The 25,604-nt window shown below is 69.7% G+C and carries 21 protein-coding genes and 2 tRNA genes; 9 read left to right on the top strand and 14 right to left on the bottom strand.

The window, feature by feature from the left end:
• Nucleotides 1-30 precede the first annotated feature (30 nt).
• Nucleotides 31-564 (bottom strand): peptidylprolyl isomerase, encoded by a 534-nt coding sequence (locus WJM95_RS16350; protein WP_339130464.1) that lies wholly within the window; start codon nt 562-564, stop codon nt 31-33.
• 459 nt (nt 565-1,023) lie between these two features.
• On the opposite strand from WJM95_RS16350, the gene WJM95_RS16345 reads away from it, so the two are divergent.
• Nucleotides 1,024-1,725, top strand: a complete 702-nt coding sequence (locus WJM95_RS16345) for a DUF5324 family protein (protein WP_339130463.1) — start codon at nt 1,024-1,026, stop codon at nt 1,723-1,725.
• A gap of 486 nt (nt 1,726-2,211) precedes the next feature.
• Here WJM95_RS16345 and WJM95_RS16340 read toward each other — a convergent pair.
• Nucleotides 2,212-2,284, bottom strand: a tRNA-Ala gene (locus WJM95_RS16340).
• Between the two features lie 181 nt (nt 2,285-2,465).
• Between WJM95_RS16340 and WJM95_RS16335 the strand changes: the two genes are divergently transcribed.
• Together WJM95_RS16335 and WJM95_RS16330 are read left to right on the top strand one after the other, a co-directional pair.
• The gene (locus WJM95_RS16335) at nt 2,466-3,014 is read left to right on the top strand and encodes a transcriptional regulator (protein ID WP_037614940.1); all 549 of its coding nucleotides are present in this window, start codon (nt 2,466-2,468) and stop codon (nt 3,012-3,014) included.
• Nucleotides 3,015-3,140: 126 nt separating this feature from the next.
• Nucleotides 3,141-5,123 carry a protein kinase gene (locus WJM95_RS16330; protein ID WP_339130462.1) on the top strand — a complete coding sequence of 661 codons (1,983 nt, stop codon included), beginning with the start codon at nt 3,141-3,143 and terminating at the stop codon, nt 5,121-5,123.
• A gap of 25 nt (nt 5,124-5,148) precedes the next feature.
• On the opposite strand, the gene WJM95_RS16325 is transcribed toward WJM95_RS16330, so the two are convergent.
• A complete protein-coding gene (locus tag WJM95_RS16325; RefSeq protein ID WP_339130461.1) occupies nt 5,149-6,681 on the bottom strand; it encodes a hypothetical protein in 1,533 nt (510 codons plus the stop codon).
• Nucleotides 6,682-6,930: 249 nt separating this feature from the next.
• Nucleotides 6,931-7,059: a DLW-39 family protein gene (locus WJM95_RS16320; RefSeq protein WP_003999697.1), complete on the bottom strand. Its 129-nt coding sequence runs from the start codon at nt 7,057-7,059 to the stop codon at nt 6,931-6,933.
• Nucleotides 7,060-7,386: 327 nt separating this feature from the next.
• Here WJM95_RS16320 and WJM95_RS16315 point away from each other — a divergent pair, with 327 nt between their 5' ends.
• Nucleotides 7,387-7,809 carry a DUF6344 domain-containing protein gene (locus WJM95_RS16315; protein WP_339130460.1) on the top strand — a complete coding sequence of 141 codons (423 nt, stop codon included), beginning with the start codon at nt 7,387-7,389 and terminating at the stop codon, nt 7,807-7,809.
• 587 nt (nt 7,810-8,396) lie between these two features.
• Here WJM95_RS16315 and WJM95_RS16310 read toward each other — a convergent pair.
• The 10 genes from WJM95_RS16310 to dnaA all read right to left on the bottom strand — a co-directional run bounded on the left by WJM95_RS16310 (nt 8,397) and on the right by dnaA (nt 22,426).
• Nucleotides 8,397-8,561 carry a hypothetical protein gene (locus tag WJM95_RS16310; RefSeq protein WP_339130459.1) on the bottom strand — a complete coding sequence of 55 codons (165 nt, stop codon included), beginning with the start codon at nt 8,559-8,561 and terminating at the stop codon, nt 8,397-8,399.
• A gap of 72 nt (nt 8,562-8,633) precedes the next feature.
• A tRNA-Ile gene (locus tag WJM95_RS16305) sits at nt 8,634-8,710 on the bottom strand.
• Between the two features lie 101 nt (nt 8,711-8,811).
• On the bottom strand, nt 8,812-9,519 hold the full coding sequence (locus WJM95_RS16300; RefSeq protein ID WP_339130458.1) for a DUF3566 domain-containing protein: 708 nt from the start codon (nt 9,517-9,519) through the stop codon (nt 8,812-8,814).
• A gap of 18 nt (nt 9,520-9,537) precedes the next feature.
• Complete coding sequence (gene gyrA / locus WJM95_RS16295; protein ID WP_339130457.1) at nt 9,538-12,129, bottom strand: DNA gyrase subunit A; 2,592 nt, start codon at nt 12,127-12,129, stop codon at nt 9,538-9,540.
• A 42-nt stretch (nt 12,130-12,171) separates the two neighbouring features.
• Nucleotides 12,172-14,235, bottom strand: a complete 2,064-nt coding sequence (gene gyrB / locus WJM95_RS16290) for a DNA topoisomerase (ATP-hydrolyzing) subunit B (protein ID WP_339130456.1) — start codon at nt 14,233-14,235, stop codon at nt 12,172-12,174.
• 1,063 nt (nt 14,236-15,298) lie between these two features.
• Nucleotides 15,299-15,865, bottom strand: coding sequence for a DciA family protein (locus WJM95_RS16285; RefSeq protein ID WP_339130455.1), 567 nt, complete (start codon nt 15,863-15,865; stop codon nt 15,299-15,301).
• Nucleotides 15,862-16,986 (bottom strand): DNA replication/repair protein RecF, encoded by a 1,125-nt coding sequence (recF, locus tag WJM95_RS16280; protein WP_339130454.1) that lies wholly within the window; start codon nt 16,984-16,986, stop codon nt 15,862-15,864. Before recF ends, WJM95_RS16285 begins: the two co-directional genes overlap by 4 nt.
• A gap of 142 nt (nt 16,987-17,128) precedes the next feature.
• A complete protein-coding gene (gnd, locus tag WJM95_RS16275; protein WP_339130453.1) occupies nt 17,129-18,004 on the bottom strand; it encodes a phosphogluconate dehydrogenase (NAD(+)-dependent, decarboxylating) in 876 nt (291 codons plus the stop codon).
• A 188-nt stretch (nt 18,005-18,192) separates the two neighbouring features.
• Nucleotides 18,193-19,323: a DNA polymerase III subunit beta gene (dnaN, locus tag WJM95_RS16270; protein ID WP_326786746.1), complete on the bottom strand. Its 1,131-nt coding sequence runs from the start codon at nt 19,321-19,323 to the stop codon at nt 18,193-18,195.
• Nucleotides 19,324-20,419: 1,096 nt separating this feature from the next.
• Nucleotides 20,420-22,426: a chromosomal replication initiator protein DnaA gene (gene dnaA, locus WJM95_RS16265; protein ID WP_339130452.1), complete on the bottom strand. Its 2,007-nt coding sequence runs from the start codon at nt 22,424-22,426 to the stop codon at nt 20,420-20,422.
• Nucleotides 22,427-22,824: 398 nt separating this feature from the next.
• Here dnaA and rpmH point away from each other — a divergent pair, with 398 nt between their 5' ends.
• Genes rpmH through WJM95_RS16240 form a run of 5 tightly spaced genes read left to right on the top strand, consistent with a single transcriptional unit; the run spans nt 22,825 to nt 25,532 of the window.
• Complete coding sequence (gene rpmH / locus WJM95_RS16260) at nt 22,825-22,962, top strand: 50S ribosomal protein L34 (protein WP_006381191.1); 138 nt, start codon at nt 22,825-22,827, stop codon at nt 22,960-22,962.
• Nucleotides 22,963-22,983: 21 nt separating this feature from the next.
• On the top strand, nt 22,984-23,355 hold the full coding sequence (gene rnpA, locus WJM95_RS16255) for a ribonuclease P protein component (RefSeq protein ID WP_339130451.1): 372 nt from the start codon (nt 22,984-22,986) through the stop codon (nt 23,353-23,355).
• Entirely contained in the window at nt 23,352-23,705 is a 354-nt protein-coding gene (gene yidD, locus WJM95_RS16250; RefSeq protein ID WP_339130450.1) for a membrane protein insertion efficiency factor YidD, read from the top strand. The genes rnpA and yidD overlap by 4 nt, the downstream gene beginning before the upstream one ends.
• 3 nt (nt 23,706-23,708) lie before the next feature.
• The gene (gene yidC, locus WJM95_RS16245) at nt 23,709-25,007 is read left to right on the top strand and encodes a membrane protein insertase YidC (protein ID WP_339130449.1); all 1,299 of its coding nucleotides are present in this window, start codon (nt 23,709-23,711) and stop codon (nt 25,005-25,007) included.
• Between the two features lie 15 nt (nt 25,008-25,022).
• Nucleotides 25,023-25,532, top strand: a complete 510-nt coding sequence (locus WJM95_RS16240) for a R3H domain-containing nucleic acid-binding protein (protein ID WP_266760610.1) — start codon at nt 25,023-25,025, stop codon at nt 25,530-25,532.
• The last annotated feature ends 72 nt before the right edge of the window (nt 25,533-25,604 follow it).

Here is a 25,604-nt window from a genome sequence, read left to right as displayed (position 1 = left end):
AGGAGAGCCCTTGGAAATCGCGGCGCCGGCTCAGCGCTCGCGGGTCTCGACCACGACCGACTCGATCACGATGTCGTCGACCGGGCGGTCCGTGCGGGGGTTGGTCGGGGCGCCGGCGACGGCGTCCACGACCTTCTGGCTGGCCGCGTCCGTGATCTCACCGAAGATCGTGTGCTTGCGGGTCAGCCAGGCCGTCGGGGCGACGGTGATGAAGAACTGCGAGCCGTTGGTCGCCGGGCCGGCGTTGGCCATGGCCAGCAGATAGGGCTTGTCGAAGCGAAGGTCCGGGTGGAACTCGTCCTCGAACTGGTAGCCGGGGCCGCCGGTCCCGTTCCCCAGCGGGTCACCGCCCTGGATCATGAAGCCGCTGATCACCCGGTGGAAGACCGTGCCGTCGTACAGCTTGTCCATGGACGTCACACCCGTCTCCGGGTTGACCCACTCACGCTCACCCGTGGCGAGTTCGACGAAGTTCCGGACCGTCTTCGGCGCGTGGTTCGGCAGGAGCCGGATCTCGATGTCGCCTTGGTTGGTCTTCAGGGTGGCGTAAAGCTGCTCGGCCACGATCTGCCTTCCGTTGCCTTCTCTTGACGGCCTGATCCTCGCACGGACCGGGCCGCTCGACCCCCGACCGCCACCTCCGGACGCACGTGCGGACGGCGGCCCCCGGAAGGAACGCCGTCCGCACGGAACCGCGTGCGCACGGAGAGCCGAACGCACGCAAGCCCGAACGTACGGAAATCCGGTCGAGTCGCGTCGGACGGGAGCGGGCCGGGGCGATCCGTGGCATTGTCGACGGCAAGCTCCCGTTGCCCCGTATTGATCCGCTATCTCACTTGATCGACACCTGACCGGCTCCGTCCCGGGAGTCCCCGGGAGTCGGCACCCGTGACACGGATGCCCGCCCTCACATGCCCCGGGCCCCTTGGGCGGGCATGATCCCCCTAGGGGTGGAAAGGTGAACTGTGTGTCTTTGGGGGTACCTGGTACCCCCGACGTACGCCACCGAGGAGGAGGAGACCCGTGACCCGCATCGACAGCGTGCGCGCCGCGACCGGCTCGGCGAAGGAAAGCGTGCTGCACGCCGCGGAAGTGGTGGCGCCTTACGCCGACACGGCCAAGGACAGGGCCTCGTACTACGCGACCGAAGCACGTGTCCGGCTCGCGCCGAAGGTGTCGCAGGCCGCCGAACAGGCCCGCGTCCAGTACGACGCCCATCTCGCACCGCGCCTTGAGCAAGCCCGTACCCATGTGCCGCCGAAGGTCGAAGAGGTCGCCCAGGAGGCGGCCATCCGCACCCGCAAGGCCGCCCGCCAGGCCGCCGACTACTCCAAGCCGAGGATCGAGCAGGCCGTGGCCGCGGCCCAGCCCGTTCGGGACGAGGCGGCCGCGCGCGGTGTGGCGGCCATCGCCGCCCTGCGCGGCCAGGTCACACCACAGGAGATCCAGAAACTGCTCCGCAAGCACGAGCGGCGGGCGAGGGCCGGCCGTCTCGTGAAGGGGCTGGCCGTACTGGGGATCCTGGCGGGCGGCGCTTTCGCCGCCTGGAAGTGGTGGGACAAGCAGGCCAACCCCGACTGGCTCGTCGAACCCCCGGCGGCCACCGAAGTGCCCGAGGGCGGACGTCTGTCGTCGGTCGACGGCAGCGGCCGGTCCGATCTGGACCCCGAGGTACAGGTCAAGGAAGCCGAGGAGAAGGCGGCGGAGCGCGACGACCGCCACTGAGCCGGCATCCAACATCGCCGCGGGGCAGGAGACTTGAGGGTCTCCTGCCCCGCGGCGATGTTTCACGTGGAACAACGCCCACCGAGGCCGCGGACGCTCGGCCGAGGATTTACCCGCACCGCTCGCGATGACGTTTGCAACGGTTCCCGTGTGCAGCATCCATGGAGATGTTGTTGACGCACTGCGTCGAAGCGGTCACCCGGCAGCCAGCTCGGCAGCTCGCACAAGGGTCCTGGCGCGCGGCCGCGACTCCGACGTCGCATCGGCCGTGCGTGCGGCGGGCCCGTGGACAGCGCACCCACCCAGCCGTTTGCGCAAAGAACTGCAACGCCTGCAAAGCCAGTCTTGTGACTCAGGTCACTGGGATGCCCCGGCCTCCGGCGCGTCCGGCCCGGGCGCCGTCCTGGCAGGGGAGCGGGCGAGGCTTCGGAGGGCATGAGAAAACCGGCCGGACGCCGCTAGGGGCGTCCGGCCGGTTCGGTGTTGTGGAGCCTAGGGGAGTCGAACCCCTGACATCTGCCATGCAAAGACAGCGCTCTACCAACTGAGCTAAGGCCCCGTAAGAGGAGCGTCCGGCCACAGGAACCATCTGTCGACGGGCGCCGCAGACCAGAGTACCGGGTCACCCAGGGGATCTCGCAAAATATTGGGGGTCCCCGTGGACGACCACTCTCCGTAAGATGCTCGACGTGGTTCGCTGTCGCGAACCGCGGTACTTGGGGAAGCGATGGGGAGACGCAATGGACGCCGCACAGCAGGAAGCAACCGCGAGAGCCCGGGAGCTTCAGCGGAACTGGTACGGGGAGCCGCTGGGGGCGCTGTTCCGTAGGCTCATAGAGGACCTGGGCCTCAACCAGGCGCGTCTCGCCGGCGTACTGGGCCTGTCCGCGCCCATGTTGTCGCAGCTGATGAGCGGTCAGCGTGCCAAGATCGGCAATCCCGCCGTGGTCCAGCGCGTCCAGCTTCTTCAGGACCTGGCGGGGCAGGTCGCGGACGGAAGCGTCAGCGCCGCCGAGGCGACCGAGCGGATGGACGAGATCAAGAAGTCCCAGGGGGGATCGGTGCTGAGCAACACCACGCAGTCGACGACCAGTTCGGGAGCCCCGACGGTCAAGCGGGTGGTCCGCGAGATCCAGTCCCTGCTGCGTTCGGTGGCGGCCGCCGGGGACATCATCGACGCGGCGGACACCCTCGCCCCGACCCACCCGGAGCTGGCAGAGTTCCTCCGGGTCTACGGTGCCGGCCGTACGTCCGACGCGGTCGCGCACTACCAGTCCCACCAGAGCTGAGCCGAGCCCGGCCGCCCGACCGTCCGGCGCTGGAGGCAGTGCGCCCTCCAGCCGCCGCACGTCATGCAGCCGGGCACCTCGGAAGAGGTCTCCGGACCGATCGCCGAAGGGGAGCGACGTACGACCATGGGTGAGGTCTTCGCAGGCCGGTACGAACTGGTCGACCCGATCGGGCGCGGGGGAGTCGGTGCGGTGTGGCGCGCCTGGGACCACAGGCGGCGCCGTTACGTGGCCGCCAAGGTCCTCCAGCAGAGCGACGCGCACGCCCTGCTGCGGTTCGTGCGGGAACAGGCGCTACGGATCGACCATCCCCATGTACTCGCTCCCGCCAGCTGGGCCGCCGACGACGACAAGGTCCTGTTCACGATGGACCTGGTCGCCGGGGGCTCCCTGGTCCATCTGGTCAACGACTACGGCCCCCTGCCCCCTTCGTTCGTCTGCACCCTGACCGACCAGCTCCTCGCGGGTCTGGCCGCCGTGCACGCGGAGGGGGTGGTCCACCGAGACATCAAGCCCGCCAACGTGCTGCTCGAAGCGACCGGCACGGGCCGGCCGCGGTTGCGTCTGTCCGACTTCGGCATCGCCATGCGGCTGGGCGAACCACGGCTGACCGAGACCAACTACGTGGTGGGGACGCCGGGTTACTTCGCCCCCGAGCAGATGCTGGGCTCCGAGCCCGACTTTCCCGCCGACCTGTTCGCCGTCGGCCTGGTCGCCCTGTACCTCCTGGAGGGCTCCAAGCCCGACGCCAAGGCGCTGATCGAGTACTTCGCCGAGCACGGCACACCGTCCGCGCCACGGGGCATACCCGAGCCCCTGTGGCAGGTCCTGGCGATGCTCCTCCAGCCGGATCCGCACGCCCGCTTCCGGACCGCCACGGGAGCGCGCAAGGCGCTCGCCGCGGCCGTCGAGCTGCTGCCCGAGCCCGGGCCCGACGACGAACTGATCGAGGTCTTCGACCAACTCGGGCCCCTGCCCGAGGGTTTCGGCCCCACGGGCCCCCTGGGAGCGGGAGCCGCCTCGTCGGGGGGCGCGCGGACGCTGTCCTCCCGTGGACTCGCGGACACGACGGCCGCGGCTCCCGGGACCGACTCCGACCCGAGCTCCGGCACCGACGGCTCCAGCGGCCCCGGAGACTTCGCCAACTCCACCCGCTCCACCCACTCCGCCGGCTCCGGTGTGCTTCCCGCCCCGCCTTCGTCGTCGGGCCCGGACGAGGGAACCGGCTCCGGGCCCGTTCCGGCCCTCGACCAGCCGCATCCGCAAAGCGAGTTGGAGCACGCTCCGGATGCAGGGGCGAAAAACGGGGGCGGGGACGAATATCGCGCCCCCGGGACCGGGGACGAGGTCCGGCCATCCCGTCCCGCCGGGGCCGGGGGGAGTTCCGCCCCGGACCCGGCCGGGCTGGAGGCGGCCCAGGCCGGCGCACCGGCTCCGGCAGGAAACGGGGAGGCTGTGGTCCATCCTGGCCAACAGCACGTGCGGCCGCCGGTCGCCCCCGACGACGTACGGGCTCGGCCCGTGTCCGAGGACGACCGGTCTCCCGCCGCACTGGTCGACCCCCCTGGGGAGCCGGCTCCCGAGATCGCCCCCAGGCCGTCCTCGATGTCGGACACCGGAAGTTTCCATCTGCCCCCGCCTCGGCCCGCGACCGCCGCCGATCCCCGGCTGGAGCCGCAGCCCGGGTATTCCGGCGGCGACCGGTCCGTGTCCCCGCAGACCCGACAGCCCCGGCCCGACCCGCAGGCACCCACTCCCCCCACTGCGGTCACGCTCTTCCCGCCCGTGTCCCCGCCGTTCGGCCCGCCGCCCTTCGACCCGACACCGACACCGACCCCGACTCCCCCGACGGCGCCCCTTCCCGCGTACGCGAACTCCCCTCAGCGGTCCCCGCACCCGCCTGCCGCGATGCCGCAGCACACCTACGCCCCCACCGCTTCGTACACCGCTCGGCCCGTTCAGGTTCCGCCCGCGACCGCGGCCGTTCCAGGCCACCGGAGAAGGCGCGCACGGCCGCGGCCGGGGCCGCCCGCCGCGGTCGCCGTGCCGGTGCTGCTGCTCGCTCTCGCCTGTTTCGCGGTGGGGTTCTGGGCACTGACCCAGGTCTGAGCCCGGGAGAGGACGGATCCGGGCGCTACCGGCCCCGTGTCACGCCGTGCTCCCAGGGAGCCGGCATCGGCAGGGAGGCCGAGGCCGTGTCCGCGTCCTCCTGTCGGGGCCCGGCCGGCCGCGCGGCGCGACGGCGCGCGACCACGGTCCAGACTCCGAGTCCCAGCGTCAGCAGGGTGCCTGCGCCGATGCCGCCCGCGGCGACCAGCTTCATGACCTCGCCGCGTCCCGCGCCGCCCCCGCCGTTGCCGGTGCCCGCCGCGCCGTCCCTCGCCCGGTCACCGGCCGCGCCGTCGGAGCCGCCCGCCGGAACGGCGAACACGTCGCGGGGTGACGGCTTCCCCGCGTAGGCGGGTCCCTTCCCTGCCGTTCCGGACACACGCACCCGAAGGGTCAGCCCGAACGGTCCCTCGCCGAAGCGGTCGGCGACCTGCTCCGCGAGATGGACGACGAGGTAGTAGGAACCGGCGAACCGCATCCCGCTCACCCGGTCGTTGAGCGCGTAGCGGTTCTCGTACGCGACGGGAGGCAGGGGGTCGAGCGCGGCGGAGCGCTGACGGCCGTCGTATCCGGCGCCGACGTCGTCGACGAAGCCCCGTACCGGGTTGTAGAGGGACATGACGAGGGCGGTGCCGACCGAGCCCTGCCCGCGGCTCGCGCTGCCCAGGTCCGCGGTCGCGTGGACCTGCTGCCCCCAGTCGACCGGAACCTTGTAGAAGCGGGTCTGCCCCGGGCTGATGCCGTCCTTCCAGACGCCCTGTCCGAGCGGGGCGGCATCGCTGAATCCCGCGCCGCCGCCGCGGTGCTCCGCCTCCCCCACGAGCGCCTCGGGCGACGCCGAGTTCCAGACCTCCGGAGCGCTCGTCGGGCCGGACGCCTTCTTCAGCGCGGGCTCCGACACATAGCCGAGTTCCAGGTCCCAGGGCCGGGACGCGGAAGGCTCCGTGCCGGACGCACCTCTCGTACCGCCGGCCGCCCCGCCCGCCCCGGTGCGTTCGACGACCGCGTAGTACGTTCCCGCCGTCTGGCAGGCGTACTGCTCGCCGCTCGTCTCGCGGGCCGCCCAGGAGGTGATGGGGTGCGGGCTCTGGGTGGCGCCGAAGTGGACGGTGCCGGTGAAGGAGCAGTTGCGGCCGTTGGCGTCCTGGAGGGAGACCTTGAGGCCGTCCGAGTAGGAGACCGTCGCACCGGACCGGGGGACGGCGGTGGCGGAGACGTAGGCGTCGGAGACCGCGTCGAGTTCGAGCCGGTAATACAGCCTGCCGCCCGCTCCCGCGACTCCGACGGAACTCCTGTACGTCCGGCCTGGCCGAAGGAGCACGGAGTCGGTCGTGTCGGTCGTGCCCTCCACGGTGACGGCGTCCTCGGCGAAGGCGTACGGCCCGGGCGTCCCGTCGGCGGCCGTCCTCGCGGCCGTGGCGGCGGTCCGCGCGCTGCCGCCGGTCCCCGGAAGGGCGGCGGCTCGGCCCGTGGGTACGAGGGTCACGCACAGTGCGGCCACGGCGGCCGCGGCCGCGATCAACCTGCCGTGCCACGGTCCCGGCCGTCGGCCCCCCATGCGCCGCCCCGTCACGCGCCACCCCCGTCCTGGTCCTGGCGGCCCATCCTGCCCCGTCGGCCACCGCGGCACCCGGGCTATCGGAGGGAGCGTCCGAAAGGAAGCGGCCGGATTCCGGTCATTTTCGCCCGTGCAACCGATTCGCTTGCTTTCGTGAACCGGCGGGGTCCGGGAAGTGCCCGAGATCCGGGAAACACAAAACCCCGACCGCGAGGCGGCCGGGGTCTGCTCCGAGACTGTTGTCGATCCTCACGAACCCGTGGGCACGGAGTCGGTCGCCTCCGTCCACAGATCCTGCTCGGCGCGATCCGCCTGGATCTGGCGGTACACGAGGAGCCCGCCGATGGCGGCCAGTGCGACCAGGAGAAGCTTCTTCACCGCGCGACCTCGTCCTTCGTTGACGTAGGGGACTTCTGGCGCCCGACTATACACACCGACCGATATCGATCGGTGACCTGGATCGGCCCCCAACTGCGGCCCCGCGCCCAGCGGTAGCCCAGGATGCCACCGCTCCGATCTCACGGTGATCACACGTCACAGAGTGCGACTTTTATGCGCATCTACGGACTTCTCCGATCACTTGCGGCCATCCGGGTGGTGTTCATCTGAACATCAACGCGCCACGGATGCAGATCCACCACTTTGCGGCCCGCATACACATCATGAGGAAAGTACGCAAATCGCCCGACCCGAAAGTGAGGGGCCGTGACCCAGAACAAGGTCATGAAGCTGTGGAGCGCGATCGTCACCGCCTTCCTGGCGCTGTGCACGACGCTCGGACTCGTCACGACCACCGCGGCCGCCGCGGTACCGCAGGCCGGCCCGGCCCGCAACACCGAGTCCTCGGTGGCCGCCCAGGCGATCGTTCCGGCCCCGGCCCACTGGACCCGGTCCTCGACCAGGGCCCTGCCCCCCACCATGAAGCAACGCATCCGCGCCGAGGCGCACGGATCCTCGCCGAGCTGCCGCCACCGCGCACCGGCGGAGGACGGTACGGCGGACGCCGCCGCCCCCGGCAGTGCGGAAGACCTCGCGGAACCCGACGCCTGTGCCGTGCCCGAGAACCTCGTGACGCCCGCCACGGAGCCGCTGGGGGCCCTCACCCCCGTGGCACAGCTCCAACGCTGAGCGGGCGCCGCTCCAGGCGCCAGGACAGGCGCCGATCCCTCCTCGACCCGGACAAGCGCCGGACAGACGTGGCACCGGCTCCGGACCCACCAGGGCCCCGGCCTCCGACCGACCCCTCAAGGCGCCGGACGGACGCGAGCACACACACCGCGGCCGACGCCGCGGGAGACGGAAAGCACCGTACGAGACGCCGGTACGGGCTTCGGGCGGACACCAGGGACCGTCGTCCCCGGCACCGCCCCGGACAGCCCCCGCAGCTCTCTTCGGCCCCGCTGGACCTCTCGACCCGGCCTGTCCACGAACCCGCGGTCCTCGACCCCTGCTCGGCCCCTGCTCGGCCTCTCCTCGGCCCCAAGAGCCTCCGGAGCACGTCTCCCGCACCCTCCCGGTCCTCACCCCTCACAGACACCCTGAAGTAGCGGCGAACTTGCGTACAAAGCACCCAGGGCAAAGGCCCGGCGACTCGGAAGAGCCGCCGGGCCTCAGACATGACCGCGTCCCCCGGGCAGTCCACCGGCCGTCCGTGGCAGGAAGATCCGCTGATCGGCCGGCGCGCCCCAGAGCTGACAGCCGTGCTCCGGTGCGACCTAGCCGGAATGTGAAGCATCAAGCAAGACCAGCACGTAGAGCAGGGTGAAGAGGACGAACACACCCAGGACGACCCAGCCGCAGGAGGCTTGATCGAACTTCCCTCGTTCGTAGGGATCGTCGTAGAGCGGGTCCCTGCCGCCGTCTCTGTCGGGATCAGTCATCACGCCTCTTGGGTTGATGTCAGCCGTAGATGACAAAGGCCCCCGGTCCGTATGGACCGGGGGCCTTTGCACTGGTGGGGCTAACAGGATTTGAACCTGTGGCCTCATCCTTATCAGGGATGCGCTCTAACCAACTGAGCTATAGCCCCGCCGCGCTTTGCGGTGTGTGTCCCGCGCGCTGACCTCTGAAGATTAGCGCACGACGCGGCCAGTCCCAAAATCGATACTCGGAGGGCGTTTGGACGCGCCCTCACTCGTCCTCTGCGAGGGTCAGCTCCACGCCGCCGACGAAGCCGGCGGAGAGGTTGTAGATGAACGCGCCGAGGGTCGCCAGAGCGGTTGCGAGGACCACGTCGATGACCGCGATGACGGACGTGAACATCAGGACGTGCGGGAGCGAGAGGAACGACTGGAGGTCGAAGCCGTTGCCCTCGTTCGACCCGGTCGCCTCGGAGATCGTGCCGCCGACCGTCGAGAAGACGCCCATGGCGTCCATGACCATCCACAGCACCGCGGCCGCCACGATCGTGCAGATGCCGAGCGCGATGGAGAGCAGGAAGCTGACCTTCATCACCGACCACGGGTCGGCCTTGGCCACCCGCAGCCGCGCCTTGCGCACCCGCGGAGTCGTCCGCGCACCGGTGCGCGGACGGCGGACGGCGCCCGCCGGCGGCTGCGCCGGGTACGCCTGCGGCGGGTGATACGGCTGCCCGGGCTGCTGCCCCGGCCGCTCGCCCGGCAGCGGCGAAGGCGCCGCCGCCGGTGCCGTCTGCGGCACGCCCGGAGCGACCGGGGCCGCCTGCCCGCCCGCGTGCTGCTGGGCCTGCTGGCCCCGGGTGTCCGTCACAGTTCCCCCCTGGGATCCATGAGTGTCATGGGAGTCGTTCCCGTCCATGGCGGTGCCACGGCCGCCGTCCGTTTCCGTACCGGTCGATCCGGCGCCCGTGGCTCCGCTCACGACGATTCACTCCTCGCGCTACTCGGCCGAGGACGGCTCGCCCTCTTCCGTACCGACGGCCTCGACGCCCTCGGCGGTCTCGTCCACGGCATCGTCGCCGTCGACCTCCTCCGCCTCACGGCCGGCCTCGGCGTTACGAGCGATGCCGACCACGGCATCGCGCTTGCCCAGGTTGATCAGTTGGACGCCCATGGTGTCACGGCCCGTCTCCCTGACCTCGTTGACTCGCGTACGAATCACACCGCCGGACAGCGTGATGGCGAGGATCTCGTCGGTCTCCTCGACCACCAGCGCGCCGACGAGGGAGCCACGGTCCTCGACGATCTTGGCGGCCTTGATACCGAGGCCGCCGCGACCCTGGACGCGGTACTCGTCGACGGCGGTCCGCTTCGCGTACCCGCCGTCTGTGGCAGTGAACACGAACGTACCGGGTCGAACAACATTCATCGAGAGGAGCTGGTCGCTCTCGCGGAAGCTCATCCCCTTGACGCCCGAGGTCGCACGGCCCATCGGTCGCAACGCGTCATCCGTCGCGGTGAACCTGATCGACTGGGCCTTCTTGCTGATCAGAAGCAGATCGTCCTCTGCGGAGACGAGTTCGGCTCCGATCAGTTCGTCGTCGGATCCATCCTCCGTCTCGCGCAGGTTGATCGCGATGACACCCCCGGAGCGGGGCGAATCGTAATCCTTGAGCGGGGTCTTCTTGACCAGTCCGCCCTTGGTGGCGAGCACCAGGTACGGCGCCGCCTCGTAGTCGCGGATCGCGAGGATCTCGGCGATCGCCTCGTCCGGCTGGAAGGCCAGCAGGTTGGCGACGTGCTGTCCACGCGCGTCACGGCCGGCGTCGGGGAGTTCGTAGGCCTTCGCGCGGTAGACCCGGCCCTTGTTCGTGAAGAACAGCAGCCAGTGGTGCGTCGTCGACACGAAGAAGTGGTCGACGATGTCGTCCTGCTTCAGCTTCGTGCCGCGGACGCCCTTGCCGCCGCGCTTCTGCGAGCGGTAGTCCTCGGTCTTGGTGCGCTTGATGTAGCCACCGCGCGTGATGGTGACGACGATGTCCTCTTCGGCGATCAGGTCCTCGATGGACATGTCACCGTCGAAGGGCACCAGCTTGGAGCGGCGGTCGTCGCCGAACTTCTCGACGATCGCGGCGAGCTCCTCGCTGATGATGGCGCGCTGGCGCACCGGCGAGGCGAGGATCTCGTTGTACTCGCGGATCTTGGCCTGGAGCTCGTCGTGCTCCTGGATGATCTTCTGACGCTCCAGGGCGGCCAGCCGGCGCAGCTGCATCTCGAGGATCGCGTTGGCCTGGATCTCGTCGATCTCCAGGAGGCCCATGAGGCCCTCTCGCGCGATCTCCACGGTGTCACTGCGCCGGATGAGCGCGATGACCTCGTCGATGGCGTCCAGGGCCTTCAGGAGGCCGCGCAGGATGTGCGCGCGCTCCTCGGCCTTGCGCAGCCGGAACTTCGTGCGGCGGACGATGACCTCGATCTGGTGCGTCACCCAGTGACGGATGAACGCGTCCAGGGAGAGCGTGCGCGGCACGCCGTCGACGAGCGCCAGCATGTTCGCGCCGAAGTTCGTCTGGAGGTCGGTGTGCTTGTACAGGTTGTTCAGGACGACCTTGGCGACGGCGTCCCGCTTGAGGACGATCACGAGCCGCTGGCCCGTACGCGAGCTGGTCTCGTCCCGGACGTCCGCGATGCCGCCGACCTTGCCGTCCTTGACCAGGTCGGCGATCTTCTGGGCCAGGTTGTCGGGGTTGACCTGGTACGGGAGTTCGGTGACCACCAGGCACTGGCGGTTCTGGATCTCCTCGACCTCGACGACCGCGCGCATCGTGATGGAGCCGCGGCCCGTGCGGTACGCCTCCTCGATGCCCTTGCGGCCGACGACGAGCGCGCCGCTCGGGAAGTCGGGGCCCTTGATGCGCTCGATGAGGGCGTCCAGGAGCTCCTCGTGCGAGGCCTCCGGGTTCTCCAGGTACCACTGGGCGCCGGCCGCGACCTCGCGCAGGTTGTGCGGCGGGATGTTCGTCGCCATGCCGACCGCGATACCGGCGGATCCGTTGATCAGCAGGTTCGGGAAGCGGGCCGGCAGGACGGTCGGCTCCTGGGAGCGGCCGTCGTAGTTGTCCGTGAAGTCGACGGTCTCCTCGTCGATGTCGCGGACCATCTCCATGGACAGCGGCATCATCTTGCACTCGGTGTACCGCATCGCGGCCGCCGGGTCGTTGCCGGGAGATCCGAAGTTGCCGTTGGAGTCCACCAGCGGCATGCGCATCGACCACGGCTGCGCGAGGCGGACCAGCGCGTCGTAGATCGAGGAGTCGCCGTGCGGGTGGTAGTTGCCCATGACGTCGCCGACGACGCGGGCGCACTTGTAGAAGCCCTTCTCGGGCCGGTAGCCGCCGTCGTACATCGCGTACAGGACACGGCGGTGGACGGGCTTGAGGCCGTCCCGCACGTCCGGCAGGGCGCGCGAGACGATGACGGACATCGCGTAGTCGAGGTACGAGCGCTGCATCTCGGTCTCGAGCCCGACGGGCTCGATCCGGAGGACGGAATCGCCCTCTTCAGGAGTGCTCGGAGTGTTCTCGTCGGTCATTGCTGGTGAAGATCCTTTCTGACGCGGTCAGCTGAGACCGACTCAGATGTCGAGGAAGCGGACGTCCTTGGCATTGCGCTGGATGAACGCGCGGCGCGCCTCGACGTCCTCGCCCATGAGGACCGAGAACAGGTCGTCGGCCTGGGCGGCGTCGTCGAGCGTGACCTGACCGAGCACGCGGTGCTCCTGGTCCATGGTCGTGATGCGCAGTTCCTCGGCGTTCATCTCACCGAGACCCTTGAAGCGCTGGATCGAGTCCTCGCGGACGCGCTTGCCGGCCTGGCGGCCGAGCTCGATGAGCGCGTCGCGCTCACGGTCCGAGTACGCGTACTCGAAGTCGTCCCGGCCCCACTTGATCTTGTAGAGCGGCGGGCGGGACAGGAACACGTGCCCGGCCTCGACCAGGGGCCGCATGAAGCGGAACAGGAAGGTCAGCAGCAGGGTGTTGATGTGCTGGCCGTCGACGTCGGCGTCCGCCATCAGAATGATCTTGTGATAGCGGAGCTTCTCGATGTCGAAGTCCTCGTGGACTCCGGTGCCGAAGGCGGAGATCAGTGCCTGGATCTCCTGGTTCTGGAGGATCTTGTCGATCCGCGCCTTCTCGACGTTGAGGATCTTTCCGCGGATCGGGAGGATCGCCTGGTACTGCGGGTTGCGGCCGGACTTGGCCGAGCCGCCCGCGGAGTCACCCTCGACGATGAAGATCTCGCACTTGGTGGGGTCGTTCGACTGGCAGTCGGAGAGCTTGCCCGGCAGGGACGCCGACTCCAGCAGGCCCTTGCGGCGGGTGAGGTCGCGCGCCTTGCGGGCCGCCACGCGCGCGGTGGCCGCCTGGATCGACTTGCGGATGATGTCCGCGGCCTCGTTCGGGTTGCGGTCCAGCCAGTCGTTCAGGTGCTCGTAGACCGCCTTCTGGACGAAGGTCTTGGCCTCCGTGTTGCCCAGCTTGGTCTTCGTCTGGCCCTCGAACTGAGGCTCGCTCAGCTTGACCGAGATGATCGCCGTCAGACCCTCGCGGATGTCGTCGCCCGTGAGGTTGTCGTCCTTCTCGCGCAGCAGCTTCTTGTCGCGCGCGTACTTGTTGATGAGCGAGGTCAGCGCCGCACGGAAGCCCTCCTCGTGCGTACCGCCCTCGTGGGTGTGGATGATGTTGGCGAAGGAGTACACTCCCTCGCTGTAGCCGCTGTTCCACTGCATCGCGACCTCGAGGGACAGGCTCTTGTCCTTGTCCTCCGCCTCCAGGTCGATGACGGTGGGGTGGACCGCCTCTCCCTTGCGGGAGTTGAGGTACTTCACGAAGTCGACGATGCCGCCCTCGTAGTGGTACGTGACGGTCTTGACCTCGTCCTTCTCGTCGGCGCCCGCCTCGTCCGCGCCGGCGGTGGCCTTCGCGGAGTCGCGCTCGTCCGTGAGCTTGATCGTCAGGCCCTTGTTGAGGAACGCCATCTCCTGGAAGCGCCGCGAGAGCGTCTCGAAGGAGTACTCCGTGGTCTCGAAGATGTCCGCGTCGGCCCAGAAGGTGACCGAGGTGCCGGTGTCCGCGATCGCCTCGTGCTGGGCCAGCGGGGCCGTCGGGACGCCCATCTTGTAGTCCTGCGTCCAGCGGTGGCCGTCGGTCCTGACCTCGACCGAGACCTTGCTCGACAGGGCGTTGACGACGGAGACGCCGACGCCGTGCAGACCGCCGGAGACCGCGTAGCCGCCGCCGCCGAACTTGCCGCCCGCGTGCAGCACGGTCAGCACGACCTCGAGGGCCGGCTTGCCCTCGGAGGCGACGATGCCCACCGGGATGCCGCGGCCGTTGTCGACGACGCGCACACCGCCGTCCGGCAGGATCGTGATCTCGATCGTGTCCGCGTGGCCTGCCAGCGCCTCGTCGACCGAGTTGTCCACCACCTCGTACACGAGGTGGTGCAGTCCACGCTCACCGGTCGAGCCGATGTACATGCCAGGTCGCTTGCGGACCGCGTCCAGACCCTCGAGGACGGTGATGGCACTGGCGTCGTACGAGGATGTGACCTCGCCGTTCGCGCCGGCGTCGGTGGACGGGATGTTCTCGTTGGGGTTGCCGGAATCGGCCACGAAGCGCCCTTTCTGGCACAGCACAAGCCGTACTCCCGGCGGGTGGCCGGAGCGGCTGCGGCGTGTTGCGTTGGTAAGCCTTAGTCAGCGTTGCTCGGTGCGTCCCACTAGTGGGGCGGGATTAGCTTCCAGTCTACCGGTAGCGCTGACAGTGATGGGGGTTTGCCGGTACCTGAGTCCGCATGTGCCGCCCTGAACCGGTCTCGCCCGACTCCCCATATGCGGACCCGGGCCCAAAGAGGCTTACAGCGGCACTCAGCCCTTCCGGGTGTCAACCCTCGACCGCCGGTCCGCCGCGCGGCCGTCCGCCGTCGCTCGCGGTCACCCGAGACGGTCGGCCGAAGCCCACCAAGACGGGGTACGGCGGGCTCCGGAGACCGGCTACAGGCACCCTCCTACATGGCCCTGACCTGCGGATATCGCTGGATTTCCGCAGCACGGGGCAGGGGGCGACGCGGGGAGGCCCAGCCTGCGGTCGACGGCCTTCGAGGGTGCGGGGGAACAGGGGGTCACGTGCGGGCGCGACCGGTGACGGGTCCGGTGGGGCGCCGAGCGGCCGCCGTGCGCGCGGGCCGGCGTCGGGACGCACCGCGGACCCGGACCTGACACGCTCCGGTCACGTCGCCGACGACGGCCGGAATCAGCCCCTCGGTTTCGGGCGGTCCGGGTCCCGAGGAGCCGTCGGCGAGGCTCCGGTCATCGCACACGGAGGGCTCGGACGGGCCGCGGGCGCGAAGAAGGGGCGGCGCGCTCGGTTCTGCCGCGGTCGGCGGGGGCGGGAGTGCCGGCGAGCGTCGCGGGGTGGTCCGGAGGCACCCGCAAGGGCGCCGTCGGGCAGGGCCGTGCGATTGCCATCGGGCAGGGCCGCGAAGGCGGTCACCAGAGGCTGTGTGGTGTCCGCCCACCTGCTGTTTCATCGGCCGGGTGACGTCCACCGACCCGGTGGGTGGCCGCCGACCCGGTGGTGGCCGTCGGCCCGGTGATAGCCGTCGTTCGACTGGTGTCCGCCGACCTGCTGGTGGCCGTCGGCCGGCCGGATCCGCCGGGCCTGCCGGGTTCCGCGCGGGTGCACCCGTCGGCGGCCCGGTCAGCCGTACGTGTCGCCGGGGCCCGTGCTGCCGGGCGCGCGCAGCGGCCCGTACCGGCACGGGGGGCCCGTCGGCCCCTGGACCTTGATCAGGCGCACCGTGCCGTGGCCGAGGTCCTGGTTCAGCCGCGCGACCAGCTGCGGTGCCAGGAGGCGCAGCTGGGTCGCCCAGGCGGTCGAGTCGCACTGCACCGTCAGCACCCGCTCGGCCGGGTCGTCGTCGTAGCGCAGCGGGACGCAGTGCTTGGCCAGGTCGTCGCCCACGATCTGCGGCCAGCGGCCCATCACACCGCCCACCGCGGCCGGGGTCTCCCATCCCCGCTCGGTGAGCAGCCGGTTGATGGCGGAGCCGAGCGCCATGGGGTCGCGCCCGTCGGCTCCCGATCCGGAGCGCAGACCGCCGCCGCGCCGCGCCTGCTTCTTCTGCTGGGCCGCGTCCCCGCGCGCGCGGGCCTGCTCCTTCGCGGCGCGCAGCGCCACGCGCGCGAGGTCGACGCCGGACGGCTCCGGGGTCTTCTTGCCGGAGGCGGCACCCTCGGCGCCCGCTCCCGATGTGTTCTCCGTCATAGCCGCTCCACCGTGCCTTCGGACACGGCGAACCGCGTCCCGGTCAGGACATCCGGTACGTCGTCGTCCACGGCCGCCGTCACGAGCACCTGCTCTCCGGGGGCGACCAGCTCCGCGAGGCGCTCCCGTCGGCGGCTGTCCAGTTCCGCGAAGACGTCGTCGAGGACCAGCACCGGCTCGTTGCCCTCGGCCTTGAGCAGGTCGTACGAGGCGAGGCGCAGCGAGAGCGCGTACGACCAGGACTCTCCGTGCGAGGCGTATCCCTTGGCGGGCAGCTGGCCGAGCTTGAGGAGCAGTTCGTCCCGGTGGGGCCCCACGAGGGTCACTCCGCGTTCGATCTCCGGCTTGCGGGCCTCCTCCATGGCGGCCATCAGCTGTCCGTAGAGCTCCTCGCGGGCGTGGCCCACGACGCCGGGCGAGGACGCCTTGTACTCCAGGGCGAGCGGCCCGCCCCCGGGCGCCAGCTGCTCGTAGGCCTTGTCGGCCAGCGGCTGGATCGCGGCGACCAGGTCGAGCCGCTGGGCCATCAGTTCGGCGCCCACGCGCGCGAGGTGCTGGTCCCACACATCGAGTGTGGACAGGTCCATGGTGCGGCCGCCGTGCCGGCGGGCCAGCGCGGCCGACTTCAGGAGGGTGTTGCGCTGTTTGAGGACCCGGTCGTAGTCGGACCGGACACCCGCCATGCGCGGGGAGCGGGCGGTGATCAGTTCGTCGAGGAACCGGCGGCGCTCGCCGGGGTCGCCCTTGATCAGGGCGAGGTCCTCGGGCGCGAACAGGACCGTGCGCACGATGCCGAGCACGTCACGCGGCCTGACCTGGGACGACCTGTTGATCCGGGCGCGGTTGGCCTTTCCGGGGTTCAGCTCCAGCTCGATGAGCTGCTGGCGCTCGCCCTGGCGGACGTTGGCCCGGATGATCGCGCGGTCGGCGCCCATGCGGACGAGGGGCGCGTCCGAGGAGACGCGGTGGCTGCCGAGGGTCGCGAGATAGCCGACGGCCTCGACGAGGTTCGTCTTGCCCTGTCCGTTGGGCCCCACGAACGCGGTGACGCCCGGGTCGAGCGGGACCTCGACCCGGGCGTACGAGCGGTAGTCGGCCAGCGACAGATGCGTGACGTGCATGGTCGTTCGCCGACCTCCCCCAGCGTGGTGTTTCGGGTGTTGCGGGTTGTGCCCGGGGTCCTCGCGGACCCCGGTCCTCAGGTTCTTCCCCCGGCTGTGGACAACCGGGTCACCCCGGGGTGTGGAGATCCCGGGGCGTCGATCAGGCCTTCTCGACGGCGTGGCCGCCGAACTGGTTGCGCAGCGCGGCGATCATCTTCATCTGCGGCGAGTCGTCCTGCCGCGAGGCGAAGCGGGCGAAGAGCGACGCGGTGATCGCGGGCAGCGGCACCGCGTGGTCGATGGCGGCCTCCACGGTCCACCGGCCCTCGCCCGAGTCCTGCGCGAAGCCCTTGAGCTTCTCCAGGTGCTCGTCCTCGTCCAGCGCGTTGACGGCGAGGTCCAGCAGCCAGGAACGGATGACCGTGCCCTCCTGCCAGGAACGGAAGACCTCGCGCACGTCGGTGACGGAGTCGGCCTTCTCGAGCAGCTCCCAGCCCTCGGCGTAGGCCTGCATCATGGCGTACTCGATGCCGTTGTGGACCATCTTCGCGAAGTGGCCCGCGCCGACCTTGCCGGCGTGCACCGCTCCGAAGTCGCCCTCGGGCTTGAGCGCGTCGAAGATCGGCTGGACCGCGGCGACGTGCTCGGCGTGGCCGCCGTACATGAGCGCGTAGCCGTTCTCCAGGCCCCAGACGCCGCCGGAGACGCCGCAGTCGACGAAGCCGATGCCCTTGATGCCGAGCTCGACGGCGTGCTTCTCGTCGTCCGTCCAGCGCGAGTTGCCGCCGTCCACGACGACGTCGCCCGGCTCCAGCAGGGCGGCCAGCTCGTCGATGGTGGACTGGGTCGCGGCGCCCGCCGGGACCATCACCCACACCACGCGCGGGCCCTTGAGCTTGCCCACGAGTTCTTCCAGGCTGTGGACGTCGGCGAGGTCCGGGTTGCGGTCGTATCCGATGACGGTGTGACCTGCGCGGCGGATCCGCTCGCGCATGTTGCCGCCCATCTTGCCGAGGCCGACGAGACCGAGCTCCATCAGTTGTTCCTTAGGGGTTGCGACGTGGCGTGAGGGCACTCTCGTACCTGGTCCGAGCCTAAACCGGGGGGTACCACCCACGCCTTTCGGGCACCGGTGGAACTCACGCACATCTGCGGGCACAACCGCTCATACGTATGCCCGCCCTCGGTGCGCCCGCCGGTCCCGTGGACCGGCGGGCTCCGGGGTCAGCCGGAGAGGCGCACCGGCATGATCAGGTACTTGTAGGCCTCGTCCGCCTCGGCGTCCACGGCGGGCTTGCCGCTGAGCAGCGCCGGCTTCGTGGAGGTCGTGAAGGAGAGCTGGGCCACCGGCGAGTCGATGGCGCTCAGGCCGTCGAGCAGGAAGGTCGGGTTGAAGGCGATCGAGACGTCGTCGCCCTCCAGCTGGGCGTCGACCCTTTCCACAGCCTGTGCGTCGTCGCTGGAACCGGCCTCCAGGATCAGCACGCCCTGCTCGAAGCTCAGCCGCACGGGGGTGTTGCGCTCGGCGACCAGGGCCACACGCTTGACGGCCTCCACGAAGGGGGCGGTCTCGATGACGGCGATCGAGTTGAACTCCGTCGGGAACAGCGAGCGGTACTTCGGGAGGTCGCCTTCGAGCAGACGGGTGGTCGTACGGCGTCCGGCGCCCTCGAAGCCGATCAGGCCCTCGCCCGCGCCGGAGCCGGACAGCGCCAGGATGACGCTGTCGCCGCCCGTGAGGGCCTTGGCGGTGTCCAGGAGAGTCTTGGCGGGCACCAGGGCGACCGCGGACGCCTCGGGGTTCTCCGGCTTCCACAGGAACTCGCGGACCGCGAAGCGGTAGCGGTCGGTGGAGGCCAGGGTGACCTTGTCGCCCTCGATCTCGATGCGCACACCGGTCAGGACGGGGAGCGTGTCGTCGCGTCCCGCGGCGATGGCCACCTGGGCGGCGGCGGAGGCGAAGACCTCACCGGGGACGGTGCCGGTCGCCGACGGCATCTGGGGCAGTGCCGGGTACTCCTCCACAGGCAGGGTGTGGAGGGTGAAGCGTGAGGAGCCGCAGACCACGGTCGCCCGTACACCGTCTGTGGAAATCTCCACCGGCCGGTTGGGCAGCGCGCGGCAGATGTCCGCGAGGAGGCGGCCGGACACGAGGACCGTGCCCTCCTCGTCGATCTCCGCGTCCACGGAGACCCGGGCCGAGACCTCGTAGTCGAAGCTGGAGAGGCTCAGTGCGCCCTCCTCGGCCTTCAGCAGGAGGCCGGCGAGGACAGGAGCCGGCGGACGGGCCGGGAGGCTGCGTGCCGCCCAGGCCACTGCCTCCGCGAGTACGTCGCGTTCCACCCGGATCTTCACCGTTGCCGCCTCCGTCTGTTGCCGGCGCTCTCGCCCTGCTGGCCTTCGTCGTCTGACCGGTGTCGTTCCGACCGCTGAGGGGAAGGACACCGGGGACCAGTCTGACGCACCGCGCTGACAGTCGTTGCCCCTCGGGGTCAAGTCGTGCCGAGCGGCAGTCGAGCGTCCGAGGGCAAGTTGTGCACAGCCCCCACTTCGAAACGATTCCCAGGCTCTCTCTAGTTGGTCTTAGTAGTAGGGCCTGTGGATACCGTGGATAACCCCGTTTTCGCAGCTCAGAGGCGATTTTTTGTCCACCGACCCTGTGGGTGGAGGCGGTGGACAACCCGGGGTATCTGTGGACGACGAAAAGTTCTGCACACTCGGTCCACAGCGAGGGGCGACTTCTCCCCAGCGTCGTCCCCAGCTTTACCCCGGTTCCCCACAGGCCAATCCGGCACCTCGGTGTGACGCCTTTCACTCGACGCGGTGAGATGGCTCGGCGCGTTGCCGAACAGTGGACAGAGATGTGGAGAAGCGGGAGATCGCTGGGGACAACCGGCTCGGATCTGTGGGCCGACGGTGGACAACTCTGCGCACACCCTGTGGATCTTTTCATCGTCCACAGGCTGTGGAGAGTCTTCGTCCACGAATCCACAGGGGGCTGACCTGGTCTGATGGTCTTTCAACAGTGCTGCCTGTGGACAGGATCTGGACAACTTCCCAGTCCCCAGGATGTGGACGGAAGAAAGTCGCCACATCTGTGGAGAGTGGCCGTAACCTCGCTCCGATTCGAACAGCAGATGTCGGTCCGGTAGCGCCGGAAACGGGGCGGGAACCCTCGGAACATGGCTCCGAAGGCCTCGGAGCACGGCTCCGAGGGCGTCGGAACCGGCTTCGAAGCCCTCGTGACGCTGTCGCGGAAGTTCTCCGAGCGCGTGTCCGAGCCTCTCCGGACGAGCACCCGAGCCCCTCGGGACGCGCGTCCCGAGGCCGGCGCGGGACGCCTGTCGAACCTCGCGGCGGGCATCCCGCGAAGAGCCGGGAACGGCGAAGGGCGCCCCGGGACGATGTCCCGGAGCGCCCTCGGACGGGTGCGGCCGCAGGCCGGCCTCCGTCAGCCGTTCTTGATGCGGTTCGTGAGTTCGGTGACCTGGTTGTAGATGGAACGGCGCTCGGCCATCAGCGCGCGGATCTTGCGGTCGGCGTGCATCACGGTCGTGTGGTCGCGGCCGCCGAACTGCGCGCCGATCTTCGGCAGCGACAGATCCGTGAGCTCACGGCACAGGTACATGGCGATCTGCCGCGCCGTCACCAGGACGCGGCTGCGCGAGGACCCGCACAGATCGTCCACTGTGAGCCCGAAGTAGTCGGCGGTCGCCGCCATGATCGCGGTGGCGGTGATCTCGGGGGCCGAGTCCTCACCACCGGGGATCAGGTCCTTGAGGACGATCTCCGTCAGACCGAGGTCCACCGGCTGCCGGTTGAGCGACGCGAACGCCGTCACCCGGATCAGCGCGCCCTCCAGCTCGCGGATGTTGCGCGAGATCCGGGACGCGATGAACTCCAGCACCTCCGGCGGGGCGTTGAGCTGCTCCTGGACGGCCTTCTTGCGCAGGATGGCGATACGGGTCTCCAGCTCGGGCGGCTGGACGTCGGTGATCAGGCCCCACTCGAAGCGGTTGCGCAGCCGGTCCTCCAGCGTGACCAGCTGCTTGGGCGGCCGGTCGCTGGACAGCACGATCTGCTTGTTCGCGTTGTGCAGGGTGTTGAAGGTGTGGAAGAACTCCTCCTGCGTCGACTCCTTGTCCGCGAGGAACTGGATGTCGTCGACGAGCAGGATGTCCATCTCGCGGTACCGCTTGCGGAAGCTGTCGCCCTTGCCGTCGCGGATGGAGTTGATGAACTCGTTGGTGAACTCCTCCGAGCTCACGTACCGCACCCGGGTCCCCGGGTAGAGGCTGCGGGCGTAGTGCCCGATCGCGTGCAGCAGGTGCGTCTTGCCGAGTCCCGACTCCCCGTAGATGAAGAGCGGGTTGTAGGCCTTCGCCGGCGCCTCGGCGACGGCCACCGCGGCGGCGTGCGCGAAGCGGTTCGAGGCACCGATCACGAACGTGTCGAAGAGGTACTTCGGGTTCAGCCGCGCGGTGGGCTCGCCCGGACCCGGCGCCGGCGCGGGCTGCGACGGCTTCGCACCGGGTCCGCCGCCCGAGGACGGCAGGGCGGGGCCGCCCCTGCGTCCCTGACCGCTGTCGGAGTGGTCGTTCTGGTCGCGGCGGTCGGAGCGCTCGTAGTCCTGGCGCTGCTCGTAGGGCGAGCGCTCCACCGGCTGGGGCCGGTAGTCCTGGGGCGGCGAGGCGTAGGGGTCCCGCTCGGGGAAGCCGAGGCGCTGCTGCTGCCAGCCGTAGTCGTCCTGGGAGTGCCGCGGCCAGGCGCCCGGCTCCGGACGCTGGTAGTCCGGGTACGCGGGACGGGCGGTCGGCAGCTGGTCGCCAGGGGCTCCGGGGAGCGGTTCGGCGCGGCCGCCGCGGTGGTCGTCGGCGCGGTGGCGGCCGTAGCCCTCGTACCCGTCGCGGCGGGAGTCGTACGGAGCGCGATCGTCGCGGCCCTGCGGCTCGTACGTCCCGCGGTCGTCGCGGCCCTGGCCGCCGTCGTAGCCGCGGTCGTCCCGCGCCGGGCTCTCGTAGCCGCCGCGGTCGTCCCGGGACTGTGTGCCGTCGTACGAGCCGCCGTCGTAGCCGCCCCGGTCGTCGCGGCCCTTGTTGTCGTACGGGTCGCGGCCCTGGCCGGGGCCCGCGGGGAGCTCGGGCTCCTCGTAGCGGGGCGGGGCGGGCATGGAGGGCTCGCCCGCGGAGTCGTCGACGGTGATGGCGATACGGATGGGGCGGCCGCACTCGCGGCTCAGCGTCTCGCTGACGATCGGAGCGAGCCGGCCTTCCAGTACGTTCTTGGCGAACTCGTTGGGGACGGCGAGCAGAGCGGTGTCGGCGACCAGGGCCAAGGGCTGGCAGCGCTTGATCCAGTGCTCGTCCTTCACCTCGACACCCTGCCCGCGGCCCTCGCCCAGGAGTTGTTCCAGTACGCGTGGCCACACTGCGGCAAGATCGGCAGGTACGTCAGCCACGGGGCACGCTCTCTCACGGGTCCCACGAACGTGTGGTTCTGGGAACAGGTTGGGAAGTCAGTCGCTTGGGGCGGGGGGAACAAAGCCGCTGGGGCGGCGGGAAGGGAACGAATCGGAGTTCAGCCACGGTAGTCAGGGCGACGGGTGCGGTTCAAGTTGTTGTCCCCAGCCTGTGGATAGTGTCCCCCGCCGGGGGTTGGTTTGACCGGATGGCGTAGCCGCGCGTACCGTAACCAGGTCGAGTTGTCGATGGCTGCTGCCGCCTGCCTCCGATGGGCACAGATCACGAAGAGTGATCGGGAAGCGGTGCACTCGGGCGTAATGCGAGTTTCCTCGTGGGCGCACGGTGACAGCCAGGACGGCACCCCGCCACCACCGATTCTTTCTGGAGCCCCCGAGTGAGCAAGCGCACCTTCCAGCCGAACAACCGTCGTCGCGCCAAGACCCACGGCTTCCGCCTGCGGATGCGCACCCGTGCCGGCCGCGCGATTCTCGCGAACCGCCGTGGCAAGGGTCGCGCCAGCCTGTCCGCCTGATAACTCACAGGTCATGATCTCGTGCTGCCTACCGAGCATCGGCTGAGGCGGCGCGAAGACTTCGCGACCGCGGTACGCCGAGGACGCCGGGCCGGACGCCCGCTTCTCGTCGTCCATCTACGTAGCGGTGCACCGGACCCGCACGCGCCTGGGGAGACCGCTCCCTCGACGCGTGCGGGTTTCGTCGTGAGCAAAGCCGTGGGCGGAGCGGTCGTGCGCAACAAGGTGAAGCGCAGACTTCGCCATCTGATGCGCGACCGAGTCGCCCTGTTGCCCCCCGGTAGCCTGGTAGTCGTACGAGCGCTGCCCGGTGCGGGTGACGCCGACCATGAACAGCTGGCCCGAGACCTGGACGCCGCTCTCCAGCGGCTACTGGGAGGGGGCGCGCGATGAAGTACCCACTGCTTGCTCTCATCAAGCTGTACCAGTGGACGATCAGCCCGTTGCTCGGGCCGGTCTGCAAGTACTACCCGTCGTGCTCCCGTTACGGCTACACAGCCATCGACCGGCACGGTGCGATCAAGGGAACGGCACTTACCGCCTGGCGCATCCTCCGGTGCAATCCGTGGTCGCTGGGCGGTGTGGACCATGTTCCGGAGCGCAAGCGTCCGCGGTGGCACGAATTGCTGCGTAACGCCTGGCGTGCACGCAAGGGCGGGACCTCCGCCGCCGAACCGGCCACCGGGGACACCACTGCCCCGGGCCCGGCCGCCGAGACCCCGTCCCATGCTCAAGGAGCTTGATTAGTGGACACGATTGCCAGTCTTTTCAGCTTCATCACGACACCTGTTTCCTGGGTCATCGTCCAGTTCCACGCCGTGTACGGGCAGATCTTCGGCCCCGACACCGGCTGGGCCTGGGGCTTGTCCATCGTGTCCTTGGTGGTCCTGATCCGAATCTGCCTGATCCCGCTCTTCGTGAAGCAGATCAAGGCCACTCGGGCGATGCAGACGCTTCAGCCCGAGATGAAGAAGATCCAGGAGCGCTACAAGAACGACAAGCAGCGCCAGTCCGAAGAGATGATGAAGCTGTACAAGGAGACGGGTACCAACCCGCTCTCCTCGTGCCTTCCCATCCTGGCCCAGTCGCCGTTCTTCTTCGCCCTGTACCACGTGCTCAACGGCATCGCGACGGGCACGACGATCGGTGTCATCGACGACCAGCTGCTCGCCAGCGCCCGTAAGGCCCACATCTTCGGGGCCCCGCTCGCGGCGAAGTTCACCGACAGCGCCGAGACGGTCGCCAAGCTCGGCGCCACGCTCATGGACGTCCGCGTCGTCACCGCGATCATGATCGTGATGATGTCGGCCTCGCAGTTCTACACCCAGCGTCAGCTGATGACGAAGAACGTCGACACCACGGTGAAGACGCCCTTCATGCAGCAGCAGAAGATGCTGATGTACGTCTTCCCGGTCATGTTCGCCGTCTTCGGCATCAACTTCCCGGTCGGTGTCCTCGTCTACTGGCTGACCACCAACGTGTGGACCATGGGCCAGCAGATGTACGTCATCCGCAACAACCCGACTCCGGGTTCGAAGGCTCAGGCCGCTTACCTCGAGCGTCTTCAGAAGCACGTCACGCAGCACGGCAAGACGCGTGGACGCGGTGAGAAGGCCATCGTCAAGGCCATCGTCGCCAAGGGCCGCGACCGCAACGAGTTCGAGCGCAAGTTCATCAACAGCCTGACCAAGGCGGGCCTCGTGGCCCAGCCCGACGGCCTGGTGGTGACCGGCGAGAACGCGGTCGTCGTCGAGTCCGAGGACGGCACCACGACGACCACCGCGCCCGCCGCTCCCAAGCGTCAGCAGCCCAAGCGCCAGTCCAAGGCGCAGCGGCAGTCGGGCGGGGCGTCCAGCGGTGCGCCGACGGACGAGTCCGAGCCCAAGACCTCGCTGACCAAGTCCGACGAGCAGCAGGACGCCGAGCCCTCCGCGCCGAAGCCGGCCGCCGGCACCGGCAACAAGCCCGGCACCGGTACCCGCAGCAAGGCCCAGTCCGGACAGCGCAAGGGCCCGCAGCGGCCCAAGTCCCCGTCCAAGAAGTAAGAAGGAGTCCATCCCGTGACGGAAGGCACCACCTCCGCCGCCGCTGAGGGCGACACCCTGACCCGCCTGGAGCAGGAAGGCGAGATCGCGGCGGACTACCTCGAGGGTCTGCTCGACATCGCCGATCTCGACGGCGACATCGACATGGACGTCGAGGCCGACCGCGCCGCTGTCTCGATCATCAGCGACTCGGGAGGCCGCGACCTTCAGAAGCTGGTCGGCCGCGACGGCGAGGTGCTGGAGGCACTCCAGGAGCTCACCCGTCTGGCCGTGCACCGGGAGACCGGGGACCGCAGCCGGCTGATGCTGGACATCGCGGGATTCCGGGCCAAGAAGCGCGAAGAGCTCTCCGAGCTCGGTGCCAAGGCCGCCGCCGAGGTCAAGAGCTCCGGTGAGCCGGTCAAGATGGACCCGATGACGCCCTTCGAGCGCAAGGTCGTGCACGACGCGGTCAAGGCCGCCGGTCTGCGCAGCGAGTCCGAGGGCGAGGAGCCGCAGCGCTTCGTCGTCGTGCTTCCCGCCTGATCGCTACATGCGTTCCTTCGGCCCCGTCTGTTGCGCAGACGGGGCCGAATTTTGTCAGCCTGATAGTCCTGG

It is taken from the genome of Streptomyces sp. f51 (assembly GCF_037940415.1).
Classification (GTDB): domain Bacteria; phylum Actinomycetota; class Actinomycetes; order Streptomycetales; family Streptomycetaceae; genus Streptomyces.
This window is presented reverse-complemented; position numbering and strand designations above follow the sequence as displayed.